Annotated in this window: 15 protein-coding genes; 10 read left to right on the top strand and 5 right to left on the bottom strand. The window is 36.7% G+C overall.

Features of this window, described 5'->3' with window-relative positions; all coding sequences use genetic code 11:
- Positions 1-694: 694 nt before the first annotated feature.
- The 7 genes from BC008_RS15045 (at position 695) to BC008_RS15015 (ending at position 11,335) form a co-directional block, all read left to right on the top strand.
- Positions 695-2,065: a tetratricopeptide repeat protein gene (locus BC008_RS15045; protein ID WP_058183170.1), complete on the top strand. Its 1,371-nt coding sequence runs from the start codon at positions 695-697 to the stop codon at positions 2,063-2,065.
- Between the two features lie 543 nt (positions 2,066-2,608).
- Entirely contained in the window at positions 2,609-4,294 is a 1,686-nt protein-coding gene (locus BC008_RS15040) for a tetratricopeptide repeat protein (RefSeq protein ID WP_058183172.1), read from the top strand.
- 289 nt (positions 4,295-4,583) lie between these two features.
- Positions 4,584-5,294, top strand: coding sequence for a diacylglycerol/polyprenol kinase family protein (locus tag BC008_RS15035; protein ID WP_027845079.1), 711 nt, complete (start codon positions 4,584-4,586; stop codon positions 5,292-5,294).
- Positions 5,295-6,454: 1,160 nt separating this feature from the next.
- Positions 6,455-7,720 carry a DegT/DnrJ/EryC1/StrS family aminotransferase gene (locus BC008_RS15030; RefSeq protein ID WP_027845080.1) on the top strand — a complete coding sequence of 422 codons (1,266 nt, stop codon included), beginning with the start codon at positions 6,455-6,457 and terminating at the stop codon, positions 7,718-7,720.
- Between the two features lie 743 nt (positions 7,721-8,463).
- Positions 8,464-9,321 (top strand): ABC transporter permease, encoded by an 858-nt coding sequence (locus BC008_RS15025; protein WP_082650474.1) that lies wholly within the window; start codon positions 8,464-8,466, stop codon positions 9,319-9,321.
- Positions 9,322-9,368: 47 nt separating this feature from the next.
- Positions 9,369-10,412 carry a taurine ABC transporter substrate-binding protein gene (locus BC008_RS15020; RefSeq protein WP_027846417.1) on the top strand — a complete coding sequence of 348 codons (1,044 nt, stop codon included), beginning with the start codon at positions 9,369-9,371 and terminating at the stop codon, positions 10,410-10,412.
- A 116-nt stretch (positions 10,413-10,528) separates the two neighbouring features.
- Positions 10,529-11,335 (top strand): ABC transporter ATP-binding protein, encoded by an 807-nt coding sequence (locus tag BC008_RS15015; RefSeq protein ID WP_036268436.1) that lies wholly within the window; start codon positions 10,529-10,531, stop codon positions 11,333-11,335.
- A 134-nt stretch (positions 11,336-11,469) separates the two neighbouring features.
- On the opposite strand, the gene BC008_RS15010 is transcribed toward BC008_RS15015, so the two are convergent.
- A complete protein-coding gene (locus BC008_RS15010; protein WP_058183174.1) occupies positions 11,470-11,937 on the bottom strand; it encodes a hypothetical protein in 468 nt (155 codons plus the stop codon).
- Positions 11,938-12,195: 258 nt separating this feature from the next.
- Between BC008_RS15010 and BC008_RS15005 the strand changes: the two genes are divergently transcribed.
- Positions 12,196-12,900, top strand: a complete 705-nt coding sequence (locus BC008_RS15005) for a hypothetical protein (RefSeq protein WP_027846415.1) — start codon at positions 12,196-12,198, stop codon at positions 12,898-12,900.
- A gap of 740 nt (positions 12,901-13,640) precedes the next feature.
- Here the strand turns inward: BC008_RS15005 and BC008_RS15000 are convergent.
- Together BC008_RS15000 and BC008_RS14995 are read right to left on the bottom strand one after the other, a co-directional pair.
- The gene (locus BC008_RS15000) at positions 13,641-13,793 is read right to left on the bottom strand and encodes a hypothetical protein (protein ID WP_027845976.1); all 153 of its coding nucleotides are present in this window, start codon (positions 13,791-13,793) and stop codon (positions 13,641-13,643) included.
- A gap of 1,033 nt (positions 13,794-14,826) precedes the next feature.
- A complete protein-coding gene (locus tag BC008_RS14995) occupies positions 14,827-15,462 on the bottom strand; it encodes a cysteine dioxygenase family protein (protein WP_036267827.1) in 636 nt (211 codons plus the stop codon).
- Between the two features lie 189 nt (positions 15,463-15,651).
- Between BC008_RS14995 and BC008_RS14990 the strand changes: the two genes are divergently transcribed.
- The gene (locus tag BC008_RS14990) at positions 15,652-16,212 is read left to right on the top strand and encodes a sigma-70 family RNA polymerase sigma factor (RefSeq protein WP_027845974.1); all 561 of its coding nucleotides are present in this window, start codon (positions 15,652-15,654) and stop codon (positions 16,210-16,212) included.
- Positions 16,209-17,054, top strand: a complete 846-nt coding sequence (locus tag BC008_RS14985) for an anti-sigma factor (RefSeq protein WP_027845973.1) — start codon at positions 16,209-16,211, stop codon at positions 17,052-17,054. Before BC008_RS14990 ends, BC008_RS14985 begins: the two co-directional genes overlap by 4 nt.
- A 323-nt stretch (positions 17,055-17,377) precedes the next feature.
- On the opposite strand, the gene BC008_RS14980 is transcribed toward BC008_RS14985, so the two are convergent.
- Both BC008_RS14980 and BC008_RS14975 read right to left on the bottom strand, forming a co-directional pair.
- The gene (locus BC008_RS14980; RefSeq protein WP_027845972.1) at positions 17,378-19,678 is read right to left on the bottom strand and encodes an NACHT domain-containing protein; all 2,301 of its coding nucleotides are present in this window, start codon (positions 19,676-19,678) and stop codon (positions 17,378-17,380) included.
- Positions 19,679-20,372: 694 nt separating this feature from the next.
- A partial coding sequence (locus tag BC008_RS14975; RefSeq protein ID WP_235595871.1) for a CAP domain-containing protein occupies positions 20,373-20,937 on the bottom strand: 565 nt, incomplete at its 5' end.

Genomic DNA, 20,937 nt, shown 5'->3' with positions numbered 1-20,937 from the left:
AAGAGAACTCAAACATTCTATTGAATATAGTTCTCAAAATAAATCTAAGTATGCTTATAATTTCGATGAATATTATGAGGAATTGAGTGAGTTCTTCCAATTGATGGCTGACCCACTTCCTCCAGATTGTGAATTGAAAGAATCGCTATTACCTAAGCTATTACCTAAGCTATTACCTAAATATTATCTTGATTTCAAAGAAGAATATTACAAAACAGGGCCTTATACATTTTTGAATCATTGCCAATATTCAAAAATAATTATTTTTACTAAATTGAAATCTGCCAAAGACTAGGCAGTCAGCACAAATTTATTCAATTATTAAGAAGAAGATAATTAAACAATTAATGGGAGTATACAATAAAAACCTAACTGCCAATTACCAATTACCAATTATCAATTACCAATTACCAATTACCAATTACCAAAATTTGTTTATTTATACTTATTTACTTAAATAATGTTGGTATTGTATCTTATTTGAGTAATAAATCCGATATTTAATTTTGTTTTTTTAGAGTATTTTAGATAGTTTTTCAAAACACAAAAAAATCTAATTTAATTACAAAATACAAAAACATAAAACTCTTTATATTCCCATATTAAATATTTAAATAAACAAGTATTTTTATGGATAGTATTCTTAGTTTAAAAGTGTAAAAATTTACGGTAGTACCTATTGAGGTCTTACCGAATGGATGAACAGCGTCTGCGCGCTTATCTGACACTGATTCAAGAACTGCTACGATGTCCGAGTGGAGAAGAACTGGCACTATTGAAAGAACATTCAGATCTGCTTGATGCTGATTTCATTAAAATTATGGAACATGTAGCAAATCAAGCAGAAGAGCAGGGTGCACAAGGGGCTGCATATTTTTTACGAAATTTAGCACAACAGTTAAAAGAAGCAGTAGAACAAGCATCGGGAAATCTTGAAAGTGACCCCGAAGATCGTTATTCTGCTTATATTAAATTAATTGAAACTTTATTAAACTGTCCTAGCGGTTCAGAAGCAGAAGTTTTACGTAAAAATCAAGAATTAATTGATAGAGGTTTTATTCTTAAAGTTACTCAAGTTGCAGGAATGTTGGAAGAGATTGGTGAAGGAAGAGCCGCTAATTTCTTACAAAATATTGCTGCTCCCCTTGCTGAAGGATTAATTACTTCATTACCGCCAGATGTTTCAAAAAGTCATATAGATTTTCTGGCGGAAGCTTTACGAATAACTTCTAACAGTAATGCTAACGCTAAGATGGTTTATCCATTGTTACAAAATAATTTGGATAAACTCAATCTACAATTAGCTAAAGCAATTACAGAGTGGGTTAAGGACATTACAACTAGAGTCCAGCCTCCCATCGCCCAAAGTATTGCTGTTGATATTGTTCACTTTAGTATTTTGATTCAAAGATTTCCCTTAGGAAACCATAGTGATAATCTGGAAATCGCTGTTAGTGGATATCATGCAGCATTGACAATTTTTGAGCGCGATCGCTTTCCCGAACAATGGGCTGGAACTCACAATAACCTTGGTAATGCTTATGTGGAGAGGGTCCAGGGTGACCGAGCAGACAATTTAGAACAAGCAATTGCATCTTATAAAGCAGCTGCGGAAGTCTACGGACGAGACCGCGCTCCTGATGATTGGGCGATGGTGCAAAATAACCTCGGTACTGCTTACTTCAACCGCATTTTAGATGAAAAAGCAGAGAATGTTGAAATTGCTATTGAATGTTATCTAAATGCGCTGCAAATCTATCAACGGGAATTAACTCCCTACAAATGGGCAGCAATTCAATTTAATCTTGGTAATGCTTATAGCGATCGCATTTTTGATGACAGAGAAGAAAATATTGAACTAGCAATTGAATACTATTTAGCTGCATTAGAGGTATATCAACGCGAACGTACTCCCAACGAATGGGCAATGGTTCAATACAATTTAGGTAACACTTATAGAAACCGCATTCGTGGAGATGAATCTGAAAATCTAGATTCTGCTAATAGATGCTATTTAGCTGCCTTAGAAATATACAAAAATAATCACTTTCCATCACAAGAATAATAGATTATTTGGGTTAAATTGTAATCGCTTAAGGGTAAGTGCTACGAAAATAGCTATTTTAGAAAGTGTATCTTGAGGGCGCATGGCAGTGCACCTACGTCTTTATAGTATGGTGGGCAATGCCCACTTAATACTATAAATAGTATAGATGAAATAGTATAAATAAAAATACGAAAATTACAAATTTTGTTTTATCATTAGTTCCAACAATTATTTACTTATTATATTATTTACACTTTATTTTATACAAGTTGCTACAGTAAATTATATCACTTGTTTTATGGTTACAAAATAATCGAAATTTTAAAATTAAGACTTGAAAACCAACTAAAACTCTTGCAGACCAAGACTAACAGAGTAACCTGTTTATTTAATACCCGATACATGATAGTTTAAAAATCCACAAACAAATTAAGATAGAATATCTTTTGTTTTTTCTACAAAGGATTTTTAAGTTTGCTGACGTTTTATCAGTATCTTGAATTTAAGTTAGGATTTTAGTTAAAAATACCCAAGTATATTTATAAGCAATTAGAAAATCATATGATAGTCGCAGATCAAAAGCGCTTCCGTGCATATCAAAATCTAATTGAAGAATTATTGAGTTGTGAAAAAGGTCAAGAGAAAGATGTTTTAAAATCAAATCAAGATTTGATTGATGAAGAACTAATCCAAATATTGCTTTCAGAGGCAGATAAAGTATCTAGCCAAGGCAACGAGTTTGTTAGTAACTTGATGTTATCAATTGCAGTTTGCATTGGTGAAGAATTAGATTCTATATCATCTACAATTGATCGAAAAAAAATAGAAAATTTAGACCGACAGCAAAAACAAAATTATCTAAAATTTCTGCTACAAATTCTGGAAGTTACAGCGGAAAGTCAAGGTAGAAAAGAGTCAATTTATCCTATGATGATGGATAATCTTGATAAATTAGATTCGTCATTTACCGAAATTTTACGCCAGTGGGGAGTTGATGTATTGTCTGAGAATAAATCAGAAGATGCAGAATCTCTGGCGGCAATTTTAGTGGAATTTGGTAATTTAATTAGCCAGTTTCATGCAGGTGATAAAGCTAATAATATTGAAATAGCCATTGTCTGCCATAAAATGGCTCTCACTGTATTCGAACGGGATAAATACCCCTTTGATTGGAGTACTACTCAGAACAATTTAGGAACAGCTTTTTTCTACAGAATTAATGGAAATAGAGCCGCTAATGTCGAGAAAGCTATTGCAGCTTATAATGAAGCACTCAAAACTTTAAAACAGGTTCCTTTACCACAACAATGGGTGGCAATAAAATATAACTTAGCTAATGCTTATCGTCATCGTATTAGGGGCGAACGCAGCGAGAATTTGGAGCAAGCTATTGAGGCTTACACTGAGGCTTTATCGGGTTATACGCGCGATACTTCGCCTTTAGATTGGGCAAGAATTAAAAATTATTTGGGTAATATTTATTACGAGAGAATCAAAGGCGATCGAGGACAAAATTTAGAAAAAGCAATTGAGTTTTATAATGCTGCCTTAGAAGTGATTACAGCTCGAATTAATCCCACTGAATGGGCAACAATCCAAAATAATTTAGGCAATGCTTTCCGCAACCGCACAAAAGGTAATGAAGCTGAAAATTTAGAACAAGCAATTAATGTCTATAAACAAGCTTTAGGAGTTTATACTAGTAACACTTATCCTGAAGAATGGGCAATGACGCAAAATAATTTGGGTAATGCTTTTCGTCATCGACTTTATGGGGATACAGCCGAAAACATAGAGCAAGCTATTAACGCATACCGTGCAGCGTTGCAGGTAATTACTCGAGAAGCCTGTGCAAAAGAATGGGCAATGACACAAAATAATTTGGGTAATGCTTACCGCAATCGGATCGAGGGCAATCAATTTGAGAATTTAGAAAGAGCGATCGCTGCTTATAATAAAGCATTACAAGTAATTACTCGGGAAACTTTCCCACAACAATGGGCGACAATCCAAAACAATTTAGGTCATGCTTACCGCAGCCGGATCAAAGGCTCTCAACCTGAAAATATCCAACAGGCGATGAGAGCTTATAAAAAAGCTTTATCTGTTTATAATCGTCGCGATTTCCCCCAAGAATGGGCAACAACACAAAATTATTTACATTCAGTTTCTTACGTGAAAGCTCAAAGCAATCGACCCCAAAGTTTGAAGTCTACCATCTGTTCTAATTTACTTTATCAATATTAGCTTGATTTTAAGCGGTTATTTTTTTTGGAAGTAACAATCGCCAACAAAATATGTAATTAGTCGCATTAGCCTTATCAGGGTCTAACGAAAATTATGCTTGTGGGTATTTACAGAGAGAACATATTATTATCGATTAACTATGAATCATTAACTATAGCCAACGAACAGACGAGATAGTTGTGAAATTAGATTATGAAATTAGATTATGAAATTAGAAATAATTTTATTAATTCAACGCTGATGTAATAAATTGGTAACAAAGGGAAAATTTTTAGCATTTTGGTAAATTTTGTTGAGTTTATCTGTTGCCTCGGAATCTATTTCACCTTTGTGGATACAAATTAGCTTGGTTGCTGTCTGGATATTGCTAATTGCTCTTGCAGCATGGTTAGTATGGCGTCTAGGGAGTGACGATTCAGAGGTTATCCGCAAAATAGTTCATATCGGTACTGGCAATGTGATTTTACTCGCTTGGTGGTTAGACATGCCTGCCATTATCGGTATTGTAGCTTCAGTGATCGCTAGTGCTGTCATGTTGTTGTCTTATCGCTTCCCTATTCTCCCCGGAATTAATAGTGTTGGTCGTCAAAGTTTGGGGACATTTTTCTATTCTGTGAGTATTGGAATTCTGATTGCTTGGTTTTGGAATATTCAACAACCACAATATGCTGTCCTGGGTGTTTTAGTCATGGCTTGGGGCGATGGTTTAGCAGCTTTGATTGGAAGGCGTTTTGGAAAAAATAAGTATGAAGTTTTTGGCGGTCAGAAAAGCTTGGAAGGGTCTGCAACTATGGCTGTCGTGACTTTTACTGTCAGTTTTTTAGTCTCTATTTTCGTGAGTGGTAACTTTTGGCAGGCTGCTTTAGTATCAACGATAGTTGCAGTAATTACAACTGCATTAGAAACCTTTTCTTTATTGGGTATTGATAATTTGACTGTTCCTTTAGGTAGTGCGACTCTAGCATATATATTAGACCGGTTAACACAAGGTATTGGTTAGAGATATTTTTGTTAATGCCAAAATATTAAATACTATTACTAAATCAAAGCGTGAAACTTTAGGACTCATAGCGAAACTTCGGTTTGCTAACTTTAACTTTATATAATCGAGATTTTTATATAAACGCATTAACAGACAGATATATTTTGTAGAGACCTTGCAGAGCCTGGGGCGTCGGCGTTAGCTTCTGCAAGGTTTCTACCGAAGGATCTGTTGAAATGATTTATTGAATTGGTATTAGGTATTGGGCGATTGTCAGTTCATATAGCGCTACGCGTAGTTTTCAATTACGAACTGCTTGAGATTTTGCTCTTTTCAAGCTCGACGGTAGGTGGTTAAACAACAAGCAATACTTGTTAAAAAACTCATTAACAACACCTATTAAATAATTATCTGAGCAGAATTAATTTAATATTTCTTAGCATTTGCCAACAGTTGAAAATACATTTAATGTAGTCTCGTTGTCAGGCTATAAGCAATTTTGCTTACCTGCTTTAGATCTATATTCCACCTCTTGAAATCAAATATCCAGCAGCAAAGATAATCGCTAATTACGTATTAAGTTATATTAGCTATAAGTGAAAATCATGAAAAATTGCGATAATCATCCAAGTTTGAAATATATTTGGGATTGAGCAGCACATTGGAACTACAAACAATTAGGAGTATGCAAATCTAAGTATGAGCTATATTTATTGTGTAGCTAATTTATCATAAATAAACTAATGATTTATGCTTGACTATAAGCATCATTTGTTTTAATGCCACAAAATATACACTTATAACCAATAGATCATTTTTTTTAATAATAAACGTCATTTAATTGTCTTTTAACTTATAAAATAATTTGACATAAATAAGCAAATATAAATGACCCCTTATGGCGCTACATAGTAGAGGTTTCAAGGATTTTTCAGATGCGAAATTTTCCTGGTTTATAAGAACTTATATCTGCCAAATTGAATATATTTTTGTGCAAGGGTGCAAAATAATATTGCAGGTATGCCGATAATTTTGCTGTGTTTGTTCCAGACAATCGGTTAAACTTTATAGTTGTATAGTTGTCAGGATCATTGCTTGCAACTACCTGAAGCTATGTGGTAATTGCATTCTCGTAGTTCATTGACCCCGACTTCACTTGTGAGAAATTCACTAAAAGCATGATGGAATTTACCAAAGATTTTAAGATTCCCGATCCAGTTCCCCAAGCAGGTATCGAGCAAGCGGTAAAATTGATGGAAACGGGGCGAATGTATCGCTACAATTTCCACGCAGAATTTGAGGAAGAAATAGACCCCTCTGAATTAGATGATGAATTAGCAACTGAAGTCACTAAACTGGAATATGAATTTAGTCGCTATATAGAACATAAATATGTGATCGCTGTTAATTCTTGCGGCAGCGCTCTTTTTATGAGTCTTAAAGCCGCTGGATTAGAATATCAAGATAAGGTATTCAGTAATGCTTTTACCTTTACTGCAGTTCCAAGCAGTATTGTTCATGCTGGTGGTATTCCCATATATCTGGAATGCAACTCTCAGTATCTGATTGACGTTGAAGACTTCAAACGCAAGATCAAACAGCATCCTGACGCCAAATACTTTATCGCATCCCACATGCGAGGACATGTATCGGATATGGAAGCTATTAAAAAAATTTGCGATGAAGAAGGAATTTACCTAATAGAGGACTGCGCCCACAGCTTGGGTGCGAAGTGGAGCAATGGTAAGCACGTAGGACATACCGCCAAAATTGCTTGCTTTAGCAGCCAAAGTTACAAAATGCTTAACTCTGGTGAAGGAGGGTTTATTGCGACGTCTGACGAAAGGGTTGCAGCTTACTGTATTTTGGCTGCTGGTTGTTACGAAAAACTTTACAAAAAACATTTAGCTCGACCTTTCAACGATGAAATATTTGAAGAGCTAAAACCCTATGTTCCAAATTTTAGTCTGAGAATGACAAATTTAACTGCAGCAGTACTCAGACCCCAGCTTGGAATTTTGGATGAGAAAATAAATCGCTACAACACACTGTATGACCAATTGGCGGGTATTTTGGAAACAGTGGAAAGCATTCATATTCCTCCATCCCTAGATAGAGTGAAACGTGCGCCTGACAGTATGCAATTTAACCTTCTAAATTTCACTAAATCACAAGTAGACCAATTTGTCAAAGACACGGCGGTTAAGGGTTTAAAAATCCAAATATTTGGACGCCTCGATAACGCTCGTTATTTTAAAAATTGGCAATACTCGTTTACAGAAATGCCTGAACTCAAGCAAACAGAAGAGATTATTGCTTGTGCTTGCGATCTGAGATTGTCGCCTTCGTTTACTACAGAGGATATTGATACAATTGGCCGTATCATTAAAGATGTTTTAAAGGATATTGTCGGCGAGACAAATCAAGCACTTTCTTCTGTCTAGATAGCCAGCAGTTTTGAGGGTAAGAAACTGTTGACAGGATTTCCTGTAGGTAGTGTGTTGGGATACTAGTCCTAACATACCCGCTTCATGTGGAAATTTGGCGTTTATGATTGGTGGTATGTTACGGAAACTTGTCCTAACATGCCCCATATCTGATGATTATGAATATATTTTTGGATTAGGATATTTCTCGTATCTTGTCCACAATTCTCATTTACTTTAAAGAAAATTATGATTTCCTAAACCATCACCTTGATATTATTAGGCTTAATATTATATTTTGTTGATTTAGACTTTCTCAATATTTTAAAGACGGTAGATTGCATATTTAAAGCAATCGTATAAAAATGTGACAGCTTTGACCCATATTATATGATGTCCGCTTAATTACTTATGAAAAAATATGTTTGTAGTAGCGCTTTAGCGCCAATGTTTGTCTATTGCGCTAAAGCGCTACTACGAACCTTATTACAAGTGTTTTACCGGACATAATATTACTTAATTTTTTTGAATTTAAATGATTGAGTAAATAAGACTATATGCATGTACGTGCCTCATATGTAAATTATTACTAGGATAAGGAAAGGCGTACAGTTCGAAATAAATTAATTAGAAGCTATGGGAAACCATATTCCATGCAGATAAAGTACTATCGCCTAAGCGGAGATATTTCCGTTTAGGCTTCAAGCTATAAAAAAAGATATTCCTATTTGTAGATATACCGGGTATAAACCCAATTCATTATGGACTTGAAAGACAAAGAATCAACAAATAAATTTTCTCCACCCAACAAGAAACTAAATGGGAAAAAATCATTCTCTCTCCAAGGAATCTTAACCCGAGAACGGATTATTTCTTTGACTACTGTGGCGATCGTATTTACTGCTTGGACGATGGTGACAGAAAAGGAATTAGTCAGTCCATTATTTTTACCATCTCCCATGAGAGTTTGGGCTGCTTTTGTAGATATTTGGCAAAATGGCTATAAAGGAAATTCGTTGATTTTTCATATCGGCGAAAGTATGTATCGCTTGGTATTTGCTTTAGTGTTAGCAATTGTCACAGCAATACCTTTGGGGATGTTGTCTGGTTTTTCTAAACCTATTCGGGCTGCACTGGATCCGATTGTTGAATTTTATCGCCCTTTGCCACCACTTGCATATTATACATTGTTAGTAATCTGGCTAGGGATAGAAAACCCTTCTAAAATTGCCCTACTTTATTTGGGAGCATTTGCACCGTTATATATTGCAGCCGTATCTGGAGTCCAGAGAATACCGCGCGATCGCGTTAATGCTTCTTTGAGCTTGGGTGCAAGTTCGTGGCAAGTATTTACTTTTGTAATTTTTCCTTCTTGTTTGCCAGACTTATTTACTGGATTGCGTACGGCAATTGGATTTACTTACACTACCCTAGTAGCAGCAGAAATGGTGGCGGCGGTTTCCGGTATCGGTTGGATGGTATTAGATGCAAGTAAATTCCTTAGAAGCGATCAGATTTTTGTCGGCATCATTATTATGGGTATCATCGCGATCGCGATCGATGCTTGCATTCGTTGGGTAGAAAAAACTCAGTTACCCTGGATCGGTCACGACTCATGAGCCATACTATTTGCTAGTAAATTATCAAAAGTGAAAATTCGCAAAATATGCGTTTAAAAAGAAGAAACGTTCTGTTCGGATTAGCAGGATTGGGTGGAACCTTACTTATATCCAGCTGCGGTAATTCCCAATCTACCCCAACTGATGGAACTGCTACATCTGGTGCAGGAATGCCATCAGAAATTCGCATTGGTTATCAAGTATCTGCTAATGCTGAACTATTAGCTAAAGCTGCAGGGCTAGCAGAGAAAGCCTTTACGGATTCCAAGGTCAAAGTCAGATATATCAGCTTCAACTCCGGTAGAGATGTGAACACAGCCATGGCTTCCGGTGGAATCGATGTCGGATTAATTGGCTCTGTGGGAGTTGCTGTAGGTGTTGCCCAAAAATTACCTTATCAGCCTTATTTTATTCATAGCGTAATTGGTGAGGCTGAAGCCCTGGTAGTAAAAAAGAATATTAATAGTATTGGTGATATTCGTGGGAAGAAAATCGCAGTTCCCTTTGGTTCTACTAGTCACTTTACTTTTCTTTCCCTACTGAAATTAGAGAAAATTGAGGAAAAGGAATTAACAATTTTAGATTTACAGCCCCAAGATATGGTCGCAGCTTGGCAGCGAGGTGATATTGATGGGGGTTATATTTGGTACCCAAATTTACCTAAGCTTGTCGAAAGTGATGGAAAAATTTTGATTACTTCAGCCGATATGGCAGAAAAAGGAGTCGTAACGGCTGATTTAGGGGTAGTACGCAAGGAATTTGCTGACAAATATCCCGATGCGATGAAAAAGTATGTAGAAGTTTTGGATGAAGCTGTTAACTTATACCGTAAAAGCCCAGAAGAAGCCAGCAAACAAATTTCTAAAGAAATGGGTATCAGCCCAGAAAAAAGTCTAGAAGCGATGAATAAACTAATCTGGTTAACTTCAGACGAACAAGCAGATGCAAAATATTTAGGTAAACCTGATAATATCGGGAATTTTGCTGGAGTTCTCGAAGAATCTGCTCAATTTATGGTTACTCAAAAAACAATATCATCAGCACCCGATCTCAAAACCTATCAATCGGCGATTCGCAATGAGTTCTTGTAGTTATGAATTGTAGCTACCAACTCTTGTAGTTAATTATTTGTCACTTGCTCCTTTCCTTCTCCTTTAGTAATTCCCAACTTGCATTTTAGTTTTGTATTAGCACCCAGGATAAATATATGGAAGTATATTCACAACAAAGCAGTTCATTGGAAAAAAATACCATCTGTCAATTGCAGGGTATTGGTGTAACCTTTGGTTCTGGGAGTGATCGCTCGGAAGTGTTACGAGATATTAACCTAGATATGAATTTGGGAGATTTCGTATGCGTACTGGGATCTTCTGGGTGTGGTAAAACTACTTTATTGCGAGTTTTGGCTGGATATCAACCACCAACAACAGGTTATGTCAATGTGTCTGGGAAACGACATTTTAAACCTGATGCGGATGTGGGGGTAGTATTTCAACGTCCCAATTTATTTCCTTGGCTGAGTATTGCAAAAAATGTTGAGTTTGGTCCTCAAATGCAAGGAGTATCAAAGCTCGAACGCAAAAAGAAAGTTTCTTATTACCTGGATATGGTGGGTTTAATAGATGCTGCAAAGTTATTACCCCACCAGATTTCTGGAGGAATGCAGCAACGAGCGGCGATCGCTCGGACACTTGCTGCAGATCCAAAAATAGTTTTGATGGATGAACCTTTTGGTGCTTTAGATGCTTTGACTCGCGAGTCGATGCAAAGCCACTTACAAGATATTTGGGAACGCACCCAAAAGACGATTTTTTTCATTACCCATGACGTTGAAGAAGCTTTGCTTTTATCTACTCATATTGTAGTGATGCACGCACGTCCTGGAAGAATCGTCAAAATTGTAGATAATCCTTTTGCTCACGGATTGAAAAAACAATCTGCTGCTAGTTTGCGGGTAACACCAGAATTTATTCACATGCGAGAACAGTTAGTTGCTAGCATCCATCAAGACTGAGGTTTAATTACTCCTATCTCGGTAGAAGGTTACCTAATTGAGAGAGATGGGGAAGTGTGGGAAGAGGAAAAGAATTTTTTTATAGGTAATCTTAGGGTGAGAAGGTAGTAACAGATTATAGATGGGGAGTAGATTTAGTACCCGTAGTAGTAATTATTATGGCGCTTCCTAGGATAACGCCGATAATTAACGTTGTTGTGATAGTAGTTTCTAGAACGACGTTTGCGGTAATGGACTTTTTTCGGGCGATAGTATCTCCGCGTCCGACAAGGGCGTCTATATTTTTTGTAATGATGTCGCCGCCGCTTTTTGTGGTGATGATGTTTGTAGTGGTAGTTACTTTTTGTCTGTTCTAGTTCTTCACTGTCTACTTCTGGTTCAATCCCTAATTCTGGTTCAACCTCCAATGACAAGCTATCGACTTCAAGGTGTTGAATGTCAGGAGTTTGAGTGAAGTTAATCAGGTTTTGATTTATCTCTTGTGAGGAGGGCTGTTTATCAAGTTCTTTAGTAACAGATGCTTGTGCTACCCCAAGTCCTAAAAAACCAGGTATTACCACAGCACCAACTGCAAACTTCCAAAATATTTTTTTGGAAAACATTAAAATATGCTCCTAATTTTGGTTTCCCTTGCTCCACCTAGGAATGTCTTCGAATGGACTTTAGCTGATTTCTATCGATGTTGCTGCTACAGCTTTAAGAGCCCATAACAATGGTTTAGCACTTCTAAAACTACTAAGGCGTATCCTGGCGATCGCTATTGGCATTTTTTATTGGTAAAAACTTGCAAAGTTTTGTTAATTTTAATTAATATATTGTTAATAACATATAGGTGTGTTTACAAATCACGCGAGAAGTTAATGACTTTTATCCCATTGACTCAGTCTCTCCTACGCGAAAAGCAGCAAGATTTAGATTTTCAAGATTTACAAGGGTTATTACGCATCAATGCCAAAATTGGTAAGGTAACCATTTTCTCGGGATTTTATACGCGAATAGATCAAGTATTTATCGTTTGGGGATTAATTTGTGGTGTCATATTTATCTCTGCCCAATTTTTAGCCCTTAGTTGGCAAACACAAGCTATTATTTGGTCAACTTTTTCTGCATTGGGAACCTTGGGAATGATATTGCTAACTTGGTTCTGGGTTAGCGTTGAAAAACTGCGCTGGCTGGTTTATTCCTGGTTCGTCTTAATGTTTGGTGGTATTGTTATTACTGACTTGGGTATTTTTTTGGGTTGGGCGCAAGTGTTAATCAATTTATGCCCCATATGGTTGAGTTTGTGCGCCCTTGGATATATCATTACTGCATTAGCAGTGCGGTCGCGTGCCTTTGTTTTAATGGCGATCGTACATTTGCTTGGAGTTGGAATTTTGCCTTTATTTTCTGGCTGGCAATTCTTAGGTACTGGTTTAGTAATGTCAGTAAGTTTGCTGCTACTTGCTGAAATGCAATGGGATATGCGTCCTCCGATTGAATACAGTCTTTTGAGTGCAAAACAAAAACAATTTAATCGAGAGCAACAGCAGCAACGTCTGTTAAGTTTGCAAAAGAATATTTAAGTAGTCTATATTATTTATCTCTTTTCTTGATCGTTGTCCCAAAATATAAATATGCAATTTAAATAGCCTTATTTATATTGCATTTGCTAGAGCAGGTGTTATGCTGTTTGTCCTGCTGATTGCTTACCAAAGGAGAACGGTGTCAGGAAAGCAACTAGTTATGAGATTGTTAAATATGAGATTGTTACATTTAACATCTGTTGGGGTAAAAACCCAGTTGAGAAAGGTCAAAAACAAGTGTTATGGGGTTTTTGCCGTTTCCCCCATTTTGCGGTCATCGAGGGGATGCGAAACCATCCATCAGAACAGTCTGAGGTGACTGACACTTATACTAATGACATTAATAATAAACTTTAAACTGGGCAATTGCACTCCTTAAGAATCAAATTTTCTTTACTAACTATTTATACTGGTCCGAAGCTAAATGCATTTGGACCAGGTTTTTTTGCAGAAGGGAACGGGGAACAGGGAATAGAGGAAGCAGAGGAAATTTAAGGAATGAGAATTTAATAACCTGTAATTCTGAAATTTGGAATGGTGCGTTACGCGATGCTAACAGCACCCTACTTTTATAATTTATTTAATCCACATTCCTAAATTAAATATTTGGTTAATTTCCATTACCCATTACCCATTACCCATAAAAAAAATCGGTGAATCGAACGTGTAATTCTTCACCGATATGGTTGTGATTGACTCATATGAAACTTTATTTATTTACCAGGATTAACCAGGATTTATTACCAGTTCTTTGCTAAACCTGGTTTGTATGGATCGCCTGTGAATGGTTGAACTCCGATTACGGGGTAAGAGTCATCTGTTGGAGCGAAAATTCTCATTGCTGCTTCTGAAATGTATTTCATTGCATTAGCGAACATTTTGGAAATTACCATTTTCAATTCTCCCAGAGTTTGGAAAATGCGTTTATTGATCGTGCGGAGTAAAGGGGTTGCGAACCCACTACTAAGCTTGAAAACTCCGTTCACACTCCTCTAATAACAATTTTTAGAGCCCGCATATCCAAAAATACTAGTTCAACCCTTAAGTCTGTTTAGTTTTTTTGGTTTTAAAGTTCCGAAAAATTATATTTAACAGAACGACATTTTAATTCCTTTCTATTCAATTCCTCTTTCAGAATAACTTGTTAACTGATACCAATTTGCATTTTTAAATGTAGTTTTACTTTGGCTTTGTAGTAGTGCTCTAGAGTGAGCTTGCTCTGAGGAAATTTTTCCGGGGGCATTTATTACTACAAATAAATTTTTCTACTTAATGATTACGGATGAAAATGCGAGTTGATATTAAGTTGAGCAAAAGCTTTATAATTTTGGCTATACTTGATAGTTTTGACTATAAATGCCAATTTTTTATAAGGCTTCCTATTGATAGTTAGGAATTATTTACGGTATCGGACTCCCTACACTTGTGATTCGCTGATTGTCTAGATACAGATCTATAATTTAGATATGTCTTTAACTTAATATCAATAATCCTTATTTGTCTCACATTTTCAACATATCGATAATAAGAGCAATGCTTGTTGAAATATGTTTGAGATACTTTACTTTGTTCGCTAGTATAAGTCTTTTAAGTGAGTTGCAAATTTAACAAGTGAACTCGGTCAAAGTGAAGGAAGAGGAAACAAGGAAACGAGAATGGAGAACAGAAAAACGTCCTAAAAATAATGGCGACAGCTATACACCTCCCTTTATCCGTATCCTTACGGATGAACACGTAGTGCGTTCAAAATTTCCCCCGTCTGCTCATGAACGAGGCTTGCATCCTTTTGTCGGTTAGCGGATCCGTGAGATAGCACAGCTATAAGCCTCCAGCTTTGCGTTAGCAATAGGAAGGAAGCTTCTTTTTGGGAAACCCGTGCATGAGAGCTACAAGAAACAAACTGAAAATAAAATATCAGCAATATAACTAGAAATTATTTGCTTTACCAGTTGTAGGGTCGAATTCAAAACGTTGTTCGTAATTAGTTTCACCATACAAGTTGAAACTGATAGTTGGTTCATCTCCAACTACTTCAATGCTATGAATTGCATTGGGAGTAAAACTAATAATTTCTCCTGGGAGAAGTAACTTTTCCCCAATCTGAACAATACCCCCATCGCTGTCTTCATCTGCTACTTGCCAAAATTTATTCTTCTCCTGTCCATCCAAAATTGCAACTACTCCCCAAGCAGCATGATTATGGATTGGTGAGGAACTCCCTGGAGCCCAAGCAACAGTTTGCACCGTGAGAGGAAAATCTGGTTCGTCGTACAAAGTAGTTACTGACCAACCTGTTTCTGGGTTTGGTTCTTCAAACTCATACTGCAGCCATTCGGAACTATTTAACAAACGACGAACCAAAGGACAGATTAATTTTAGTCTTTGAGTATCATCTGTAACATTAATTAGGATGTCTTCTAAATCTGTTAAAAATCTGTAAAGTCGGTAAGGTCGCTCGCTATCTGATGCATCAGTTGTAGTTTCGTATGGTTGACACTCACCGTTGTCCAATACTAACCAGTCGGTATTGGTTGTGCTCTCGATATTTTTGAGTAAATCCATTTTTATTCTAGCTTCGTAATAATAACAAATTCCTAATAGTATTTATCATCGATCGCCGGTCGCCAATTATTTGTCACTAATTATTTAACACCGAGCATTTATTACCAACTGCACTAAAAACATTGATTTTTTATCTCAGTATAAGGTATGTATGTTGTGCATTTTACTTCAAGGATTGAGTTTTAAACAATGCTGTCTAATCAGACGGATGCGGATGTGTTCCAAGCATTACGTTCGGGAAACCTTGTGGCACTAGGTATACTATACGACCGTTATGGAAGTATTGTTTACCGCTTGGCACTACGTATGCTAGGTAATACTCAAGAAGCAGAAGATCTCACTCAAGAAGTTTTTCTAATATTATGGCGACATCAAAATTATGAACCCAAGCGCGGTTCTATGAATGCGTTCTTGAGTACTTTAACAAGATCTAGAGCTATCGATCGCCACCGTAAAATGAGATCGCAAAGACAGCTAATCCAAAAATGGAGCAGTAGTATTTTCCCAGAAAATCAAAATAGTTTGATGGATAAAATTTCCTTTCAAGAAATTTCTCATCGCGTGCGGGAAGCACTTTCTCAGTTACCAAATAATCAGCGACAAGTCTTGGAGAAAGCTTATTATGAAGGCATGAGTCAGTCAGAAATTTCTCAAGATTTGAATATACCTTTGGGAACAGTTAAAACTCATAAACGTAAGGGTTTAATTCAACTAAGGCAAATCTTGAAAGACTTGGTAGAGAGTAGATGAACGATTCTCATAATTCAAAATTTCACAATTGGGAACCCCACAACTGGAAAGAAAAACAAGAACTTCTTGCAAGCTATGTACTAGGAGATCTAACTCCGGAAGAAGTCGCACAAGTCAATAAATTATTGGCAGCAAACCCAGAATTAGTGGAAGAAGTCAAGCATTTGCAAGAAACCTTAGCATTATTGCCTTTTGCTTTACCTGAAGATGAACCTCCTCAAAAGTTAGGTTTGCAAATTATGCAAGCAGCGACGAAAGTGTCCAATAATCAATTACAACTTGATACAAATAAAAATAGTGTAGATAAAGACAGTACAGAAAACAGTATAGAAAAAAATATAATTAGCAAAAAATTTAATCACAAACAAAAAGTTTGGTTGGGTTTGACTGGTGCGATCGCAGCTAGCGTTCTTTTAGGTCTGGGGTTTTATAATTATAGTCTTCAGGAAGAAATGCTTACAACAAGAAATAAGCTATCTTATTATCAAGAAACTGTAGCTTTGCTTCGTCAGCCTAATAACCGTTTATTACCTTTGAAAGGTATTAATGATAAGTCGGAAGCCACTGGAAGTTTTGTAATTATTCCGAATTCTGGTAAAGGTGTACTAAGTTTGCAAAATTTGAGACCCTTACCAAAAAATAAAGTTTACCGCTTGTGGGCTGTAAGTAATGGCGAAAAAGTGGATTGTGGTGATTTCCAAGTAAACTCCCGAGGACAGGTTTTAGTACAGCTTCCAGTTGATAACTCAATGGTTGATATCTCTTCTGCTTTGGTCACCATTGAACCTTTACAGTCGGTCTCTTACCCGACAGGTCAAATGGTCATGAAGGGGAATATGTAGTGCTGTGCACAAGTAAAAAGTAAAAAGTAAAAAGTAAAAAAAGTAATTAGCGGATCCGTAGGTAGTGCAGCTAGAGCGTGCGGCGTCGGCGTTAGCCTAAGCGCGGCTAGTCGTCCGTAGGATAAACAGATTTACTGATGTTTTAACCTTACTACGTAGTGCTATATCTTGATAATTTTTATCTTGGGGAACAGAGAGCTATAGTCGTACAGGATGCTCAAGAATGAGTAGTTTTGTGCGGGTTAAATGTTGCAAACAGAACAGAGTTTTCCTAGATTTTAATGGTGATTTCGCGTAGCCCCCCAGCTACGCCGATAATTTGCTTAAACTCGTAGCAGCCGCTTTTCTAGTTCTTCCCAATTAGATTCTGATACCTGCACTGCTGTATTCTTACATTGAAATATCAAGTTGATAGCATAAAAGTAATTTTCCATCGCCTTTGCTTCATCTTTAGATAAGTCAACTGTATCCATATCTAAAGAGAAAGCACTCAACCATGTTTGCTCGATACGTTCTACAAATTCCCTATAGACTTCAGAAGATTTCCTTCGTTCGGGAATTTTATTTTTCAATGAATCCATTTTGGAAGTTAGGGAAGAAAAGTTAACTCCCTTGAATATTCTCAATGCTTCCAATTTTTTAGTTTCTTCAATTAACTGATCGATGGAATCAACAGACGTGTTACAAATTGCATTCGCGACTGCAATTCCATTTGCGTTACTGATGGAGATTGCAAATTTGATGATGTAACTATTTGCAAATGTATGAGCAATTGCATTAGCGATCGCATTGGAAACAGCGAAAGCATTAGCTGTTGCAGCAGCGTTAGCAATAGTGCTACTGAAAGCAAGTGAGCTTGCATTTGGCGCATCTTTGGCGCTCACAAGTGCTTTAGCGTTGGGATTAACCTGCAAGACCGTATCATCGCCTTTAGGGTTGGGGAGAGAGATGCTATAAGCGTTTGTTTTAGCTTTTGCAACTGCACAACTTTTGGTGAAAGCGTTAGCAAAGGCGGAGATAATGATAAAAGCTAAAGCACGCTTACCCGCTGGGTTCATATCCGCTTCAGAACCATCTGTTACCTTGTCTGCCCATTTTACTAACCGCTCTAATTTGGGTGTATTTATATAGCTTTGGGCTCCCTCTTCCATTTCCAAGAACAATTCGTCGACCTTTGGTGCCATAATTCCCGCTAGAAGCAGGAATACTTCTCGCCAACGTTCATCTGGTAAATGTTCTACAACTAGACTTTTATACTGGCTATTTTTATGAACACAGTATGCTGCTAAGTACTCTTGGATTGTTAAATGGGAAAACCCAAATACACCTTTAATTTTTTGTTCTAATATGTCGTTTTTAACGAAGATAGTGTTTAAAACCCCTTTGGCGTCTAGGTTTTGAGGCTGATTGAAATAATTTGTCAGAAAATCATCTATTAGACCAATAATTTGCTGTCCAGAGAATAATAAACTTTCTGTAGCGAAGCTTGCATAGGCGATTTCTGATAATAAAATTTCTTCTAATTCTTTGTGCAGCCCTTGATAATTTTTGTCTTTTATAATTTCTTTTTGGTTAGTCCATTTTTCTAAAGAAATCAACAGTGCCTGATTATAAAGCTTACTGCGGTTATCAGGGAAATCTTGAGAATGTTCGTAGACTAAACACAAAAAATTTAGCAACAAGGGTGTATGTGCTAAATTCTTAATTGCAATGTTTTCTGGCTCTTGCAATAGTTTCCAGCATTTTTCTGCGGTTCCTGCTTGTTTGTTTTCACTATTGCGAAACCAGTTAGCAATGAATTTTTTAATCTGGCGATCGTCAAGTTGTGTAACAGCAGCATTACTAAAATTGTCAAAACCACTGAGATAAACTGGGCTTCGGCAGGAGACAATAAAGCGATTGAAACTATATTGTTCAATAAAAGTTTGGATTTTCTTTGTTACCCGGCTTAAGTTGCTATATGGAACTTCATCTAGACCATCAAGCAGGATTAATAATTTACCTTGACGCAATAACTCTAAAGTAAATCTATCTGGAGACGGAAACCCACAATTATTGAATTCTTCAACGATGCATTGTTCGATGTCTACATCATTGGATATGAACCTTTTGAGTTCAATAAAGACCGGAATCAGAGAATGTTGGAATACTTCTGTCCTACCACTGAGGACTTCTAGAGCAACTCTACGTAAAAATGTAGATTTTCCGACGCCAGGACACCCTTGTACCATCAAGTATCGTTGCTCGTTCGCAATTTCAATACCTGACTGTTGAGAGGGTTCTTGAGGTGTTCGACGACTTTGCTGTTGCTCGTAAGCTAGTTCTAAACCTTCATCAGATTCAACTGTACGGGTTCTCGTAGGAGCATCTAAAAATTTAACTGTTGTATTGATAGATCCAACTTTGAGCGGTACGGTCATACCCAATACTTGGGAGAAGCCATGACGTTGTTTAAATTGTTTTTCATATTGTTTTGATGCTCCGACAATAACATCTCTAACTTTTTTATCTAATGATTTACCAAATATTCCCAAAAACTTACCTCCACTTCCCGAAAGGGAGCGGAAAATGGGAATTGCGATTTCACCTACAACTGATACTCCCCAAGATTCCATTCCTGTCATAGTTTTGCGACGAGAAAACTTACGGACACATTAGCGAGAATAGACTTAAACTCTTAACGCTGAAAGTTATTAAAGTAAATAAACAAGGCTATAACACCTTGTACTCATAAGCAAATATAGATTACATTCTTTGAGCGTTTATTTAAACCCCTCCCGCTTAAAGGAGGTTAGTGCGAACTCGGGATAGGATCCAGGTCCATGTAGTATTATGTCAGCATATTATCGTATGTAAATTTCTACAATAATCTAATAATCACGCTAAATTTTCAAGTGAATTATGTTATTTGAAGCTTAAAAGCTTTACGAAGCTCAAATTGATTTGGAAATGTTGTATTCCTGGAGCCTTATGGTTCCACACTAAATCTTGCTTTGTATAGCGATCGCTTTAGGTTTATGAAGATATTGCAAAGGATAAAAATTTAAAGTTTACTATTAATAATTTGCTATTCCGATAAGATTTACAGCCGTGCGTTACACATGCTGACAGCACCCTACTTTTATTATTTTTTCTGTTTGATCAGGACTATAATTTCCATTTGAAGCAATTTGACGATTGACACTTAAAAATCAAGCATCAATCGTCAGTCAAATTTTGCGATTAGCGCTCGACTGTAGAAATTGATTTAATAAACCCAGTTAATGAATCTAATTTCAACAGTGACTCAGCTAAAGGTCATGATTTACCCAAGCATCACTACCCAAATAAATGAGCACCTCCACCGCAATGCTTTCCAAAGTGAGCCAACTTATGACCTTTACCTTGGTGAAGTCCTTCAAGAAAACTATCTTTTAATCCCATCCAGTCATCTTGGGAAAACTGACCAACTCCTAAACCATCATAACTAAGGTCATCGGGTAGCATTGATTCCTTTTGATTTTGAAGGTTTTGATTTTGGAGGTTTTGAGCGTCAATTGAATCTCTTCCCCAAATAAACTCTGGATTATAGTTTTTCATATTTCCAGAGGTAATATCATTCATCTGGATTTTGTTATTCCCAAAGTCACCTGCTAAAGATTCATTTTTAGATGTACCCATCAGCATATCTTTGTCACCTTTAGCACCAGATTGTAAAGTATCGTCAATATCAAAGTCATCACTGTCGGATTTTGATTTTCCAGGGGGAGTACCACCACCTCCAAAATCTTGAGTCCAATAGTGTCGATAGTTTACACGACCCTTGTCAGATTTTTCTTCGTGGTAACCGACACCAAGGTATTCATATTTAGGATTGAGCATATTTGCTCGATGACCCGGACTA

The sequence above is a fragment of the Mastigocoleus testarum BC008 genome (assembly GCF_001456025.1).
Lineage (GTDB): Bacteria > Cyanobacteriota > Cyanobacteriia > Cyanobacteriales > Nostocaceae > Mastigocoleus > Mastigocoleus testarum.
The sequence above is the reverse complement of the archived record's forward strand: the minus strand, read 5'-3'. Positions and strand labels throughout refer to the sequence as shown.

Coding starts and splice junctions, on each gene's coding strand:
- BC008_RS15045 (WP_058183170.1), top strand. CDS start 695: ATGGATGAACAGCGTCTGCGCGCTTATCTGACACTGATTCAAGAACTG.
- BC008_RS15040 (WP_058183172.1), top strand. CDS start 2,609: ATGATAGTCGCAGATCAAAAGCGCTTCCGTGCATATCAAAATCTAATT.
- BC008_RS15030 (WP_027845080.1), top strand. CDS start 6,455: ATGATGGAATTTACCAAAGATTTTAAGATTCCCGATCCAGTTCCCCAA.
- BC008_RS15025 (WP_082650474.1), top strand. CDS start 8,464: ATGGACTTGAAAGACAAAGAATCAACAAATAAATTTTCTCCACCCAAC.
- BC008_RS15020 (WP_027846417.1), top strand. CDS start 9,369: ATGCGTTTAAAAAGAAGAAACGTTCTGTTCGGATTAGCAGGATTGGGT.
- BC008_RS15015 (WP_036268436.1), top strand. CDS start 10,529: ATGGAAGTATATTCACAACAAAGCAGTTCATTGGAAAAAAATACCATC.
- BC008_RS15010 (WP_058183174.1), bottom strand. CDS start 11,937: ATGTTTTCCAAAAAAATATTTTGGAAGTTTGCAGTTGGTGCTGTGGTA.
- BC008_RS15005 (WP_027846415.1), top strand. CDS start 12,196: ATGACTTTTATCCCATTGACTCAGTCTCTCCTACGCGAAAAGCAGCAA.
- BC008_RS15000 (WP_027845976.1), bottom strand. CDS start 13,793: ATGGTAATTTCCAAAATGTTCGCTAATGCAATGAAATACATTTCAGAA.
- BC008_RS14995 (WP_036267827.1), bottom strand. CDS start 15,462: ATGGATTTACTCAAAAATATCGAGAGCACAACCAATACCGACTGGTTA.
- BC008_RS14990 (WP_027845974.1), top strand. CDS start 15,652: ATGCTGTCTAATCAGACGGATGCGGATGTGTTCCAAGCATTACGTTCG.
- BC008_RS14985 (WP_027845973.1), top strand. CDS start 16,209: ATGAACGATTCTCATAATTCAAAATTTCACAATTGGGAACCCCACAAC.
- BC008_RS14980 (WP_027845972.1), bottom strand. CDS start 19,678: ATGACAGGAATGGAATCTTGGGGAGTATCAGTTGTAGGTGAAATCGCA.